Raw genomic sequence first — 13398 nt, forward strand, 5'->3', positions numbered from 1 at the left:
TGCTGCCCCAAGACCGGTGCAGGCCGGGCCGGTCGAGCCAAGTCCCCGCTGTCGTACCGCCACACGGCTGCGGTGGTGGGAGACGGCCGAGCGCGGCGACGTTACGACCCAGGTCGGGCGGCGCCGTGCGCTCGCCTGTGCGCCCCTGCCCAGCGGCACGCCGGGGCGGGCGTCAGTCGTGGGGAACCGCAACCGGTCGGCCGCCGACGCACCGCAGCCGCAGCTCGTGTTCCCCCTCGGGGCCGACGAAGCGGACCTCGACGTGGTCGTCGGGCCCGCGATCGGAATCCTTCACCTGATAGCCCGGGGCGGGTGACCAGGAGACCAGGCGGACGCCGACCGGCCCGCACTCCGCCACTGCCGTACCGCCCGAGGTGGTGAAAACCTGCCGGCCTCCGCCGCCGGGGTGGCCGGCGCTCGGCGTGGGGCTGGGCGCGGTGGCCGTCGGGGTCGCGCCCGGGGTGGCGGTCCGGGTCGACGGCGCCGGCGCGGCCAGCGCGCGTTCGACCTCCCGCTGGTCGCGTACGCCGCCGGGGGTGCCGGTGAGGATGCCCTCCCCGACCAGCCGGATCGCGCCCAGCCCGATGAGCGTGGCGGCGACGGTGGTGGCCAACCACCCGACGGCGGCGAGGATCGGACGACGGCCCATGCACCGAGTCTCCCCGACGAAGGGTTGAGCCGGGCACCGGGGAACGCTAAGGCACGGTTAACGAGGAGCGACCCGGGCGGCCGGAGGGGCTAGCCTGCCACCTGTGGCGCGGCTGCTGCTCATCGAGGACGACCTGACCATCCGTACCCCCTTGCTGCGGGCGCTGCGCGAGCGCGGCCATGCGGTGGCCGCGGCGTCGACCGCGATGAGCGGGCTGCGCGACGCGCTCGAGGACCGCCCCGACCTGGTCGTGCTCGATCTCGGGCTGCCCGATCTGGACGGTGCCGAGCTGCTGCGGATGCTGCGCGCGGTCAGTGCGGTGCCGGTCATCGTGGCCACCGCGCGGGACGACGAGACGGAGATCGTCCGGATGCTCGACGCCGGCGCCGACGACTACCTGGTGAAGCCGTTCACCGCCGCGCAGTTGGACGCCCGGGCCCGGGCGGTGCTGCGCCGGTCGGCCGGCGACGCGGGGGCGGCCGACCCGGCGCTCGTGGTCGGCGGGCTGCGCATCGACCCACGCTCCCGGCAGGTGAGTCTGGACGGCGTCCCGGTGGAGCTGACCCCCCGCGAGTTCGACCTGCTGCACCACCTGGCGGGCCGGCCGGGACAGGTGGTCAGCAAGCGGGAGCTGCTCACCGAGGTCTGGCGGATCCCGTACGGCGGCGCGGACAAGACCGTCGACGTGCACCTGTCCTGGCTGCGCCGCAAGCTGGGCGAGAGCGCCCAGGAACCGCGCTACCTGCACACCGTCCGGGGGGTCGGGGTGCGGCTGGAGGCCCCCGGGGCCGCCCGGTGAGGGCCCGGCTCGCGCTGCTCGTCGCCGCCGTCAGCGTGCTCGTCCTCACCGCCTTCCTGGTCCCGCTGGCCCTGCTGGTCCGCACGGTCGCCGCCGACCGGGCGACCGTGCGGGCCACCGCCGACGCGCAGAGCCTGGTCCCGGTGGTCGGCACGGCCGACCCGGACACCCTCCGGCTGACCGTCGAGCAGCTCGCCGCGGCGTCGCATCGCCAGGTCAGCGTCTACCTGCCCGACGGCACGGTGCTCGGCACGCCGGTGCCGCGTACGCCCGCGGTGGCCCTCGCCGCGCGGGGGCAGAGCCTGACCGCCGAGTCGGCCGGCGGACGGGAGGTGGTCATCGCGGTGCAGGGCCTGCCGGCCGGGACCGGGGTGATCCGCACGCTGGTCCCCCGGTCGGAGCTGACCGCCGGGGTGACCCGGGCCTGGCTGGTGCTTGCCCTACTCGGCGTGCTGCTGGTGCTGGTCGGGCTGGTCGTCGCCGACCGGCTGGCCCATACGCTGGTCCGGCCGATCGCCGCGCTCTCCACGGTCTCCCACCGGCTCGCCAACGCCGAACTCGACGCCCGGGTGGAGCCGGCCGGGCCGGCCGAGCTGCGCGAGGTGGCGGGGGCGCTGAACCACCTGGCCGGGCGGATCCAGGTGCTGCTGCGGGAGGAGCGGGAGCAGGTGGCCGACCTGTCCCACCGGCTGCGTACGCCGCTGACCGTGCTGCGGCTGGAGGCGGAGTCGCTGCGCGACCCGGACGACGCGGCCCGGCTGACCGCCGCGGTGGACGGCCTGGAGCGGGCGGTGACCGGGGTGATCCGGCAGGCCCGCTGGCGCAGCTCGGCGCCGGACGGCCGGGCGGGTTGTGACGCGGCGGCGGTGGTCGGCGAGCGGGTGGCCTTCTGGTCGGTGCTCGCCGAGGACACCGGCCGGACGGTCACCCTCGATCTCGCACCCGGCCCGCTGCCGGTCGGGGTGAGCGCCGACGAGCTGGCCGCTGCGGCGGACGCGCTGCTGGGGAACGTCTTCGCGCACACTCCGGACGGCACACCGTTCACGGTGCGGCTCGCCCCGGACCCGGCGGGGGTCGCGCTGACCATCGCCGACGCCGGGCCCGGGATGCCGGCCGGGGCGGTCCGTCGGGGCGCCAGCCGGGCCGGGTCGACCGGGCTCGGCCTGGACATCGCCGACCGGGCCGCCCGGGCCAGCGGCGGCCGGCTGGAGCTGCGGAGCGGGCCCGACGGCGGGGCGGTAGTGCTGCTCCGGCTCGGGGCGCCGCGGTCTTAACCCGGGCTTAGACCGGGGGTAGCGCACGGCTATCCGTCCCCGGCCGATCCTCGGCAGCACAACCGAGGAGAGGTGGAGACGATGCGACGAATGTCCCTGGTCCTGGCAGCGGCCGGCGGGGCTGCCGTGCTGGCGGTCAGCGGTGTGGCGCTGGGCGTGCAGACCGCCGACTGGCCGACTGCGGGCGGCGCCCGCGTGGCCGTGACGGCGGACGACAACCCCAAGCCGGACGACGACCCGACGTCCCGCACGGCCGCGCCGACCGGCACGGCCGGCACCCCCGCTGCCACGGTGAGCCGGGAGCGGGCCGGCGAGATCGCGCTCGCCCGGCTCGGCGGCGGCCGGATCGTGGAGATCGAGGCCGAACTGGAGCACGGCCGTCCGGTATGGAGCGTCAAGGTGGCCCGCGCCGGCACCACGTACGAGGTGAAGGTCGCCCGGAGCAACGGCGCCGTCGTCGAGGTCGAGCGGCGGCAGGCGGGCGACGACGGCCGGCGCACCGACGACCGGTACGACGACCACGGCGGCGACCGCGCCCGTACCGACGACCACGGCACCGACGACCGGTACGACGACCACGGCGGCGACCGCCGCGGCAGCGACGACTGAGTGAGGGGTCAACCTCCGGGGCCGGGGCGGACGATCGTCCGCCCCGCCCCGGCCCAGGCCGACTCACGGGGCGCCCTGGTCAGCCCAGCCGGCGGGTGTGCGCGGCGAGCAGCGCGCGCAGCCCCGCCACGTCGCTCTCCCCCATCGCCCGCTTGGGCAGCACCAGCGCGCTGGCCCCCATCCGGTCGGAGGCGAGCAGCACGAACGACTTCGGCGTCTCGCCGTGGAACGGGTACTGCGACCAGCGGACGGCGGACTCGGCCGCCGCCGAGGCGACCTGGATGCCGTCGTCGGTGACCGTCGCCGTCAGGGGCTGCGCCAGCATGGGATTGCCGCGGACGAGTTGTCGGGCCGACCACCGGTGGGTGAGCTTCGCCGGATTCATCAGCCGGAGCAGCAGGTGGGCCACGCCGAGGGCCACCACGAGGCCGACGACGAGGCCGACGAGCCGGGCCCAGGAGCCCCCGAACGAGGGTGGGTCGTCGGCGGACGCGAGCCCGACGCCGATGACGAGACCGAGCGCGTACAGGAAGGGGCGGCGCAGGTACCACGGGCGGCGGACCACCCGGTGCGCTTCGGTCAGCCCGTCGAGCAGGTCGTCGGCGGTGAGGGTGAAGGCGATCCGGACGGGCTGCGCGGTGGCGTCGGGAGCGGGCATGGTCGGCAAGCATAGGCAAGGGCCCCGCGTACGTGGTGCCCCGCCGCTGGACCTGTGCGGAACGTGAAGGGACGGCTACATTGAAGTATGGTGCCCGCCCACGGGGGTCGGGCGGCGGAGCCGGTCTACCGCCCTGTGCTGGTCGGCCGCCGGGGTGAGCTGGAGGCGCTGGCCCATCTCGACGCGGCCGCCGTTCCGCTGCTCGCTCCGGTCATCGACGTCCACACGGTCGACGCGTGCACAGTGGACCTGCTCGGCCGGCTGCCGGCCGGGTTGCTGCCCGCCGTCGACGTCTCGGCCCTGCCGGAGGCTCCGCAGGGCGAGCCGGTCCGCTGGGGCGTACCCCTGGTGCCGGTGATCGGGCTCGCGGAGAGCAGCCGGCGGCTGGTGACGCACGGCGCGGCGGCGCGGGCCTACGCCCAGCGGGCGGTGGTGCGGCTGCGGACCGGCCAGGACCGGGCCGGCCCGGACGCGACCGGCGCGGTGGAGCGGGTGTGGCGGCTCACCCGACTGGTGCCCGAGGAGTGTGACCTGCTCGTCGACGCGGGGGACGTGTGCTGCCCGGCCGACGTGCGGCTGGCCGAGCCGCGGGTCCGCCGGCTGCTCGAGTGGGCCCGGCGGCACGCCTGGCGGTCGGTCACCGTGGCGGCCGGCGGGATGCCGCCGACACTGGCGCGCCTGCCCACCGACGAGCCGGCCCGCCTCGACCGCTTCGACTGGCAGCTCTGGCGACGCCTGGCCGACCTGGACGTGGGCTACGGCGACTACGGCGTCGGCTGCGCCGCGCCGGGGGCGGACGGACCGGGCGACCGGCTGCCGACGCTGCGGTACACCACCGACGGGGCATGGTGGATCTACCGCTGGTCGCGCCGGGGTGGCCGGGGCGACGAGCGCTTCGCCGACATGTGCCGGACGCTGGTGTCGGCGCCCTGGTGGCCGGCGTCGGGTGCCAGTTTCTCCTGGGGTGACCACGAGATCCTGCGCCGGGCGCGACGCGGCGCGGGCGCCGGGTCACCGGCGAACTGGATCGCCTGGAGCACCTCGCACCACCTGGCGCACGTGCTGGCCGCGCTGCGTCAACCCGAGCGGGAGCAGCGCGGCGGGCCGTGGCGGGACGGTCAGGACGCGGCGGAGCGGCGCGCCGGCCGGTCGCAGCGCGGCGGGGAGTCCCGCCGCGCCGGCTGAGTCACTCCTTCTCGGTGAAGCCGAACTGGACGATTCCCTCGTCGTCCACGACCGCGTCGACGGAGGTGTCGTTCAGCAGCTGGGCGGCGTCGGCGTCGAGGAAGATCCGGGCGCCCTCGTTGTCGACCACCTGGTCGCCCTGGGCGGGCTGCGGAACCAGCTCGATGGAGAGCGAGCCGGCGTCGGTGTCGGCGGCGATGCGCAGCCCGCCTGCCTCGCCGACCTCCTGCTGGACGGCGAGATCGCGGATCACCAGGACGGCGTTGTCGGTCATGGTCAGCATGGCGGAACTCCTCGTGGCTGGTTCGGGATCGCGGGCGACGCGGCTCGCGCGACCGGGTCAGCACCCGGGACGGCGAATCGGTATTCGCCGGGCAAACCGGGGCAGCTCGACCGCCCCTCACGGCCTACGGTGCCCCTTGACCGGACATCCGTCAAATAGAGCCGGGTCAGTGGACACCGTGCCCGACGACTCCGATCACGAACAGGTGACCTGCGGTTTCCCGCGTCCGAGCCGGCTTAACCCCGCATCCTTCGGAAATATCTTTTCGCTGCGGAATCTTCTCCGGAAGAAAGCTGCATGGCAGCATCGACGCATGCATCGTCGTCTCTTTCCCCGGGCGCTCGCGGTGCTGGCGCTGGTCGCCGCCGCGGCCACCGCCGGCGCCCCCACCGCCACGGCCGAAGCGCCCACCCCCGCGCAGACCCGGCTGCACGCGACCATCGACGCGGTCCTCGCCGACTCCCGGCTGGCCGGGGCGCAGGCGGGCGTGGTGGTGGTGGACACCACCACCGGGCAGACCCTCTACGACCGCAACGGGGACCGGCGGCTCGTCCCCGCCTCGAACACCAAGCTGCTCACCTCGACCGCGGCGATGGAACTGCTCGGCCCGGGCCACCGGTTCACCACCGACGTCGCCAGCGACGGGACACGCCGGGCCGGGCTGCTCTCCGGGAACCTCTACCTGCGCGGCGGGGGCGACCCGACCATGCTGGCCGCGGACTACGACCGGCTGGCCGCCCAGGTCGCCGCCGAGGGCGTACGCGTGGTGGCGGGCAACCTGGTCGCCGACGACACCCGCTACGACCGGACGCGACTGGGCCCGGACTGGACCTGGGACGACGAGTCCTACTACTACGCGGCCCAGGTGTCCGCGCTGACCGTCGCCCCGGACACCGACTACGACGCCGGCACGGTGATCGTGCACGCCGCCCCGGCCGACCACGCCGGCGCCCGCCCGGCGGTCACCATGACCCCGGCCAACGGCTGGCTGCGGATCGACAACCGGGCCGAGACCGTCGCCACCGGCGAGACCACCATCTCCTTCGAGCGCGAGCACGGCGGCAACACCATCGTGGTGACCGGGCAGATCGCCGTCGGCCAGGCCCCGGAGAGCGACTGGATGACCGTCTGGGAGCCGACCGGCTACGCCGCCGACATCTTCCGCTCGGCGCTGCAACGGCAGGGCGTACGGGTCCTCGGGCGGACCGTGCTCGGCCAGGCCACCCCGGACCGGGCGAAGACCGTCGCCCGGCACGACTCGATGCCGCTGTCCGACCTGATGGTGCCGTTCCTCAAGCTCTCCAACAACGGCCACGCCGAGGTGCTCACCAAGGAGCTGGGCCGGGTGCTCTCCGGCTCCGGCACCTGGTCCGGCGGGCTGACCGCGATCAGCGAGTACGTCGGCGACTCCGGCATGGACACCGGCACCCTGCGCCAGCGCGACGGCTCCGGCCTGTCCCGGCGCAACATGATCCCACCGGCCCAGTTCGTGTCGCTGCTGTCGACCGTCCGCGCCGAACCCTGGTTCGACACCTGGTATGCGGCCCTGCCGGTGGCCGGCAACCCGGAACGCTTCGTCGGCGGGACCCTGCGCAGCCGGATGCAGGGCACCGCCGCCGCGGGCCACGTGCACGCCAAGACCGGCAGCCTGACCGGTGCGTCCAGCCTCTCCGGCTACGCCACCGACACCGACGGGCACCTGCTGGCGTTCTCCATCGTGCTGAACAACTACCTCACCTCGTCGGTGAAGGGGCTGGAGGACCAGATCGCCATCGCCCTGGCGTCGTACAGCGAGACGGGGACGGCCACCGCGCGGCTGGCGGTGCCGACGGCGCCGGAGTCGCCCCGGGTCCCCGACGGCCTGGAGTGCTCCTGGGTGAAGCCGATCCGCTGCTGAGCGCCGGGGCCCCGCCCTCGGGCTGGGCCCCGGCTCCCCGGGACGGGGACGGTCTCAGCCGGCGGCCTCGCGCAGCTTGGCGGCCGTGCGGCGCGGGTCGTAGTCCGGGCCGACGCCCTGGATGATGATCGCCGAGCCGGGCAGGTGCCGCAGGCGCAGCGGCAGGATCTCCTGGTACGCCGGGGAGGCGTACCAGTCCCGGGCGTGCTCCACGTCCGGGAACTCGATGATCACCACAGTGCCCGGCCACTCCCCCTCGATCACCTCGGGCGTGCCGCCGTGCACCCGGAACCGCCCCTGGTACGGGTCGAGGGTCGCCTGGATCTTGTCGATGTACTCGACGATGTCGTCGTTGTTCTTGCTGGTGTGCAGGTGCGCGAGCGCGAACGCCGGCATGGTCCCTCCCCGGTGACGTGCGCCGACCGAACGGCGCAGGGCATGGCACCGAGTCTGCGGGCCGTCCGCCCCCGAGTCGATTACCCGGGAGGTAAGGAAGAGCTGGAACCGATCCGACACCGCAGGCGGCGAAGGACGCTCAGCGCAGCGCCGCGGCCTGGAGGCTGACGTTGCCGCAGTCCCCCAGGGAGCTCTCCACCGTCCAGTTCACCAGCAGCTTCGCGCCCCGGGCCGCGCTGAACCGGATGGTGAACTCGGCGGTGCGCTCGGTGTGCGGATCCTCCAGCCGCACCGTCCTGCTCGGCCCGCCGCTGGAGAGCCGCAGGTCGAGGCGGGCCCGGGCCATCCACAGCCCGGCGTAGAGGCGGACCGTGCGCGGCTGGCCGTCGGCGGCCACGGAGAGCGTGAAGCCGCTGCCGGCGCCGCAGACATAGACGCCGGACATGGTGCCGCTGGCGGCGCCGACCGGGTCGCCGTCGTGCCAGGAGTACGCCTCGGGGTTGTTGCTGTAGCTGGTGCGTCGGCCTCGCCCGCCCTCGTCGCGGATCTCACCGGAGCCCTGTCGCTTGTGGACCGGCCGGCCCGCGCCGAGGAGCCCCCAGTGGGCCCAGTCGACTGGGCCGGCCGCGCTCAGGTCGACCCGCGCCGGCACGTCCGCCTGCCCGACGGTCAGGATCGGCGCGACGACCGGGGTGGACGGCGACGGGGTGGGTGACGGGGGGCGCTGCCGGGGCTGCAGCCCGGGGGTGACCGCCCCGCCGTCGGCGCCGGGAACGCCCGCGGACGGCACGGCGGGGCGGCCGGCGGGCGGGCCGGGCAGCACGCCGCTCTCCTCCTGGCGCGACGTCGCGTGCTGCTCGGTGCCCAGGTAACCGGCCACGGCGGCCAGGCAGGCGACCGCCGCCAGCGCCTCCAGCACCCAGCGGCGGCGTTGCCGGGCCCGTGCCATGCGGCGGAGCGCCGATCGCGTCTGCGCGTACGGGTACGACATCCGGCCGGCCACCGGACCGTCGCCTTCCTGCCCCACTCGACCTCCGCTCCCCGCCGTGCCCCGACCGCCGGGACGGCAGGGCGCGCGCCGCCTCAGGGTTCCCTGATGGGCGGCGATGCGCCAGATGTCGGCGGGGCAGGTCTCCCCATTGTGGTCAGAAGGTATCGGAGCGTCTCAGCTGACCGCCACCGCCTCCAGGGTCACGCCGTCGTTCTCGCCGCCGACGATGCTCAGCGACCGCCAGGTGACCAGCAACTGGGCGCCGTGCGGCGCGCGGAACTGGATGACGTACTCGAAGAACCGGTCGCCGGCGGCGAGGGGCACCTCGCGGACGGCCGGGTCGCCGCCGGCGGAGAGCCGGACGTCGAGCCGGGCGGCCGCCGAGAAGGCGCCGACGAAGAGCCGGACCGTCCGCAGGTCGCCGCTGCCGGCCACGGTCACCGAGAAGCTCTTCCCGGCACCGCGCTGGAAGACCCCGTACCGGATCCCGTCCTGGCGGGCCACCGGCGTGCCGTCGGTCCAGGCGAAGGCGGAGGCGCTGGCCCGGTGCTCCAGCCGCTCCCCGCCCGGGTCGTGGATCTCACCGGTGCTGGTCTGCTTGCGCTGGAGGCTGTCGCCGCCGCTGCCGCCCCAGTGGATCCAGTCCCGCACGCCGAGCGCGGTCAGGTCCACCAGCTTCGGGATCTGCTCCTGGTCGAGACTGAGCAGCGGCCCGCCGGGGAACGCCGGGTTCCCGGTGACCGGCACGACGGTGGGCGGCGCCGCCACCGGGGCCGGCGGGGAGACCGAGGTGGTGGGCGGCGCCCCGGGCGCCGCCCGGCCGCCGGCGTCAGGCGCCCGGCCCACGTACGCCAGCACCGGCACCACCGCCGACGCGGCCAGCGCGACCACGGCCAGCAGCACTCGGCGGCGACGGCGCCGGGCCCGGGCCGCGCCGACCCGGGTGGCTCGCCGGTCGGGGGTGACGCCGACGGCCACGCGTACCGTGGTCGCGGCCGGACCGACCAGCCCGGCGAGCCGCTCCGCGAGGCCCTCGCGGGAGGCGTGCCGGGCCGGCGCGGCGGCGGGCCCGGCGGGTGTCGGGCCGGCGTCCCGGGCCCGATCGGGCCGGGCGGACGGCGAGCGGTCCGGACCGGGGTCGCCGGCCGGCGGTGCCGGCAGCGAGTCCCCCGGATGGACGGGCGGGATGTGCGCCGGTGGTTCCGCGGTGCTCGCCGGGTCGACATGGTCGGCGAGCGGGGCGACGTCGGGTGGCGGGGTGGACGGGTCGTCCGGGTCGCTGGGCAGCCGGCGTGGCCCGCCCGGCGGCTGCCGATCCGGCGCCCGCTCGCCCGGTACGGCGGGCAGCCACCGCCCGACCCGGATACCGGTCTGCGTGAGTTCGTCCTCAGCCACCGACCCCTCCCTCGGCCACCGGCGCGGCGGTCACTCCCGGTGGACCGCCGCAGGGAGGATGACACAGCTCCCGACCTCCGAGAAGCTGCCGGACTCCGCCAATTTCCCGACAGTGGGCCCCTCAGCGCCGCTCACGCCGGCTCAGCCCCCGGTCGGGGTGCCAGCTCTCGATCAGCAGATGGTCCGGCGGATCGCCGACCCGGGTCGCACCACCTCGGTCAGCTCGATCCGGAACCGGTGCGAACCGTCCTCGCCCGGCGGCTCCTCATGCGCCCGGCCGGCGATCTTCGCGTCCCCGCCCCAGGGGACCGGATCGTCCTCCGGGGCGTCCTCGGTCGGGCAGTGCAGCGCCACTCGCGGGTCCCGGCGCAGGTCGAGCGCCTTGAGCGCGCCCGCCATGCTGCCCAGCCGGAGCTGCCCGTCGGCGGAGAAGTCGAACTCGGTGCCGCTGATCCGCGGCGAGCCGTCCCGCCGCAGGGTCGCCATCGTGCCGTGCTTGCGGACGGTGAAGCGGGCGCGGACGCGCGCCGCGAAGTCGGGTTCGGATGCCACCAGGTCGGACCACCATGTCATGACCGCCAGCCTGGCAGGGAAACCTGACAGCCTGCGGCGGCTTTTGCGGGCCGGGTCAGCGGATCTCGAAGCCCAGGGTCTGGGCCAGCACGATGGCCTGCTCGGCGTCGACGATCGCGCCGGCCCGCTCCACCGCCGTCGGGTCCAGCGCGGTCAGGTCGCTGCCGCGCAGGTCCGCCCGGACCAGCTTGGCGGCGTGCAGCTGGGCGCCGGAGAGGTCGACGCCGGTGACGCTCGCGCCGGTCAGGTCCGCGCCGGTCAGGTCGACCTCGCGCATGCGTGCGTCGGTGACCCGCACCCCGCGCAGGTCGGCGCCGGGCATGGCGACGAAGGACCAGTCGCCGCCGTCGATCCGCAGCGGGCGCAGGTCGCACTGGTCGAAGCTGCTCCCGACCAGCTTGCAGCCGAGGAACTCGGCCTCGAAGAGGTTGCACCGCTTGAAGGTGCAGCGGGTGAAGGCGGAGTCGGTGTGCCGGGAGGCGTTGAAGAGCACGTTGCCGAAGACGCACTCGGTGAAGACGGCCCCCTGGCTGACCGCCTCGGTGAGGTCCACGTGGAAGAACTCGCAGCGGACGAAGTGCCGGTCGACCAACTCCTCGGCATACCAGTCCTGGTGGCGGTAGGTGGCGTCTTCGACGGGCTCCGGCATGCGGCCGAGATTAGTGGGGACGGCCGACACTTCCCGGTCGGTCTACCGGGCGGTAGGTTCGGCGGCGTGAGCCTCGCAGTGAGCACCGACCCCGCCCGTATCGGCTTCGACCCCGCCCGGCTGGCCCGGATCGACGAGCATTTCCGCGGCTACGTCGACGACGGCCGGCTCGCCGGCTGGCAGATCGTCGTGACCCGCCGCGGCGAGGTCGCCCACTCCTCGACGTACGGGCTGCGGGACCGAGAGGCCGGCGCGCCCGTCGAGGCGGACACCCTCTGGCGCATCTACTCGATGACCAAGCCGATCACCTCGGTCGCCGCGATGATGCTCTGGGAGGAGGGGCGGTTCGAGCTGAACGACCCGATCAGCCGCTGGCTGCCGGAGTTCGCCGACGTGCGGGTCTACGACAAGGGCTCGGTGCTCAAGCCGTACACGGTGCCGGCGGTCGAGCCGATCCGGGTCTGGCACCTGCTCACCCACACCGCCGGCCTGACGTACGGCTTCGCGCAGAGCACGGTGGTCGACGGCCTGTACCGGAAGGCGGGCTTCGACCTGGGCGTGCCGCCCGGCGCGGACCTGGCCGCGGCCTCGGCGGGCCTGGCCGGGCTGCCGCTGCTCTTCCAGCCGGGCACGAGCTGGAACTACGGCGTCTCCACCGACGTGCTGGGCCGGCTGGTGGAGGTGATCTCCGGGCAGAGCCTGGACGCCTTCTTCACCGAGCGGATCCTGCGCCCGCTCGGCATGACCGACACCCGGTGGTGGGTCGACGAGCCGGACGCCAAGCGGCTGGCCGCCCTCTACACCCCGCACCCGGCGACCGGCCAGACCGTCCGCGCCGACGCCATCGGCCGGGCCGCGCTGGCCGAGCCGGGCTGGTTCTCCGGCGGCGGCGGGCTGGTCTCCACCGCCGCCGACTACCACCGGTTCACCCAGTTCCTGCTGCGCGGCGGTGAGCTGGACGGGGTCCGCCTGTTGGGGCCCCGGACGCTGCGCTTCATGACCCGCAACCACCTGCCGGGCAACCGCGACCTGGCCTCGTTCTCCCCGGAGGGCTTCGCCGAGACGATCCTCGACGGCATCGGCTTCGGCCTGGGCTTCGCCGTGGTGCTGGACCCGGTGCCGTCCCGGGTCCCCAGCAGCGTGGGCGAGTACTACTGGGGCGGCCTGGCCAGCACGGCGTTCTGGGTGGACCCGGTGGAGGAGGTCACCGCGCTGCTGTTCACTCAGCTGATGCCGTCGAGCACGTACCCGCTGCGCGCGCAGCTGCGCCAGCTGGTCTACTCCGCGCTGATCGACTGACCGGCCGCCGCCCGGGCCGGGATCGCCGTTACGGCACCGGCCGGCCAACCCGCTCCCTAGCCTGAGGGTCGAGGCACGTGGGGCGGGAGGTGGTCAGCCATGAGCAACATCGTCGTGTTCGGCGCCGGGGGCACTGCCGGGTCGCGGATCACCGCCGAGGCGGTCGACCGGGGGCATCGGGTCACCGCGGCGGTACGCCGCCCGGAGGCGACCAGCTACCTGCCGGCGGGCGTGCGCACGGTGACCGGCGACGTCACCTCCCCCCGCAGCGTCCGGGACCTGGCCGCAGACGCGGACGTGTTCGTGGTGGCCATCGGCGGCGGCGAGCGGGAGCTGTGGCGCGACGCCGCCCGGACGTTGGTCGACACGCTGCGGGAGGTGCCCGACCCGCCGCGGGTGATCCACGTCGGCGGCGGGGCGACGCTGCTGACGCCGAAGGGCACGCCGTACCTGGACGAGCCAGACTTCCCCGAGGAGTACCGGGACTCGGCCGAGGGCCAGGCCGAGGCGCTGGCCCTCTACCGCTCCTCGCCGGACGGGGTGACCTGGACGTACGTCTCGCCGCCGCCGCTGGAGTTCCATCCGGGCGAGCGCACCGGCCACTACCGCACCGGCACCGACCACCCGGTCACCGACGCGCAGGGCCGCTCGGTGCTCACCTACGAGGACCTGGCGGTGGCGATCGTCGACGAGATCGAGAACCCGCAGTTCCGCAACGCGCGCTTCACCGCGGCGTACTGA

The 13398-nt window shown here is 75.0% G+C and carries 15 protein-coding genes; 7 read left to right on the top strand and 8 right to left on the bottom strand.

Annotated features, from left to right (window positions below; all coding sequences use genetic code 11):
* Window positions 1-172: 172 nt before the first annotated feature.
* Window positions 173-649 (bottom strand): septum formation initiator, encoded by a 477-nt coding sequence (locus Q2K19_RS04875; protein ID WP_302767993.1) that lies wholly within the window; start codon window positions 647-649, stop codon window positions 173-175.
* A 103-nt stretch (window positions 650-752) separates the two neighbouring features.
* Between Q2K19_RS04875 and Q2K19_RS04880 the strand changes: the two genes are divergently transcribed.
* From Q2K19_RS04880 to Q2K19_RS04890, 3 genes are all read left to right on the top strand, one after another.
* A complete protein-coding gene (locus Q2K19_RS04880; protein WP_302767995.1) occupies window positions 753-1448 on the top strand; it encodes a response regulator transcription factor in 696 nt (231 codons plus the stop codon).
* Entirely contained in the window at window positions 1445-2722 is a 1278-nt protein-coding gene (locus tag Q2K19_RS04885) for a sensor histidine kinase (RefSeq protein ID WP_302767996.1), read from the top strand. Before Q2K19_RS04880 ends, Q2K19_RS04885 begins: the two co-directional genes overlap by 4 nt.
* A gap of 81 nt (window positions 2723-2803) precedes the next feature.
* Window positions 2804-3331: a PepSY domain-containing protein gene (locus Q2K19_RS04890; protein WP_302767997.1), complete on the top strand. Its 528-nt coding sequence runs from the start codon at window positions 2804-2806 to the stop codon at window positions 3329-3331.
* A 79-nt stretch (window positions 3332-3410) separates the two neighbouring features.
* Here the strand turns inward: Q2K19_RS04890 and Q2K19_RS04895 are convergent, their stop codons facing one another.
* The gene (locus Q2K19_RS04895) at window positions 3411-3989 is read right to left on the bottom strand and encodes a YcxB family protein (RefSeq protein ID WP_302767998.1); all 579 of its coding nucleotides are present in this window, start codon (window positions 3987-3989) and stop codon (window positions 3411-3413) included.
* A gap of 87 nt (window positions 3990-4076) precedes the next feature.
* Between Q2K19_RS04895 and Q2K19_RS04900 the strand changes: the two genes are divergently transcribed.
* Complete coding sequence (locus tag Q2K19_RS04900; RefSeq protein ID WP_302767999.1) at window positions 4077-5174, top strand: beta family protein; 1098 nt, start codon at window positions 4077-4079, stop codon at window positions 5172-5174.
* A 1-nt stretch (window position 5175) separates the two neighbouring features.
* On the opposite strand, the gene Q2K19_RS04905 is transcribed toward Q2K19_RS04900, so the two are convergent.
* Entirely contained in the window at window positions 5176-5457 is a 282-nt protein-coding gene (locus Q2K19_RS04905) for a HesB/IscA family protein (protein ID WP_302768000.1), read from the bottom strand.
* Between the two features lie 313 nt (window positions 5458-5770).
* Between Q2K19_RS04905 and dacB the strand changes: the two genes are divergently transcribed.
* The gene (dacB, locus tag Q2K19_RS04910; RefSeq protein ID WP_302768001.1) at window positions 5771-7354 is read left to right on the top strand and encodes a D-alanyl-D-alanine carboxypeptidase/D-alanyl-D-alanine endopeptidase; all 1584 of its coding nucleotides are present in this window, start codon (window positions 5771-5773) and stop codon (window positions 7352-7354) included.
* 54 nt (window positions 7355-7408) lie between these two features.
* Here the strand turns inward: dacB and Q2K19_RS04915 are convergent, their stop codons facing one another.
* The 5 genes from Q2K19_RS04915 to Q2K19_RS04935 form a co-directional block, all read right to left on the bottom strand.
* Window positions 7409-7750, bottom strand: coding sequence for a DUF1330 domain-containing protein (locus tag Q2K19_RS04915; protein ID WP_302768003.1), 342 nt, complete (start codon window positions 7748-7750; stop codon window positions 7409-7411).
* A gap of 139 nt (window positions 7751-7889) precedes the next feature.
* Window positions 7890-8777: a hypothetical protein gene (locus Q2K19_RS04920; protein WP_302768005.1), complete on the bottom strand. Its 888-nt coding sequence runs from the start codon at window positions 8775-8777 to the stop codon at window positions 7890-7892.
* A gap of 138 nt (window positions 8778-8915) precedes the next feature.
* On the bottom strand, window positions 8916-10136 hold the full coding sequence (locus Q2K19_RS04925; protein WP_302768007.1) for a hypothetical protein: 1221 nt from the start codon (window positions 10134-10136) through the stop codon (window positions 8916-8918).
* Window positions 10137-10307: 171 nt separating this feature from the next.
* On the bottom strand, window positions 10308-10709 hold the full coding sequence (locus Q2K19_RS04930; RefSeq protein WP_302768008.1) for a pyridoxamine 5'-phosphate oxidase family protein: 402 nt from the start codon (window positions 10707-10709) through the stop codon (window positions 10308-10310).
* Window positions 10710-10764: 55 nt separating this feature from the next.
* Window positions 10765-11358, bottom strand: coding sequence for a pentapeptide repeat-containing protein (locus Q2K19_RS04935; protein ID WP_302768010.1), 594 nt, complete (start codon window positions 11356-11358; stop codon window positions 10765-10767).
* Window positions 11359-11424: 66 nt separating this feature from the next.
* Between Q2K19_RS04935 and Q2K19_RS04940 the strand changes: the two genes are divergently transcribed.
* Window positions 11425-12657, top strand: a complete 1233-nt coding sequence (locus Q2K19_RS04940) for a serine hydrolase domain-containing protein (RefSeq protein WP_302768011.1) — start codon at window positions 11425-11427, stop codon at window positions 12655-12657.
* Window positions 12658-12756: 99 nt separating this feature from the next.
* Complete coding sequence (locus Q2K19_RS04945; RefSeq protein ID WP_302768013.1) at window positions 12757-13398, top strand: NAD(P)-dependent oxidoreductase; 642 nt, start codon at window positions 12757-12759, stop codon at window positions 13396-13398.

Origin of the sequence: Micromonospora sp. NBRC 110009, from assembly GCF_030518795.1 — a bacterium.
GTDB lineage: Bacteria > Actinomycetota > Actinomycetes > Mycobacteriales > Micromonosporaceae > Micromonospora.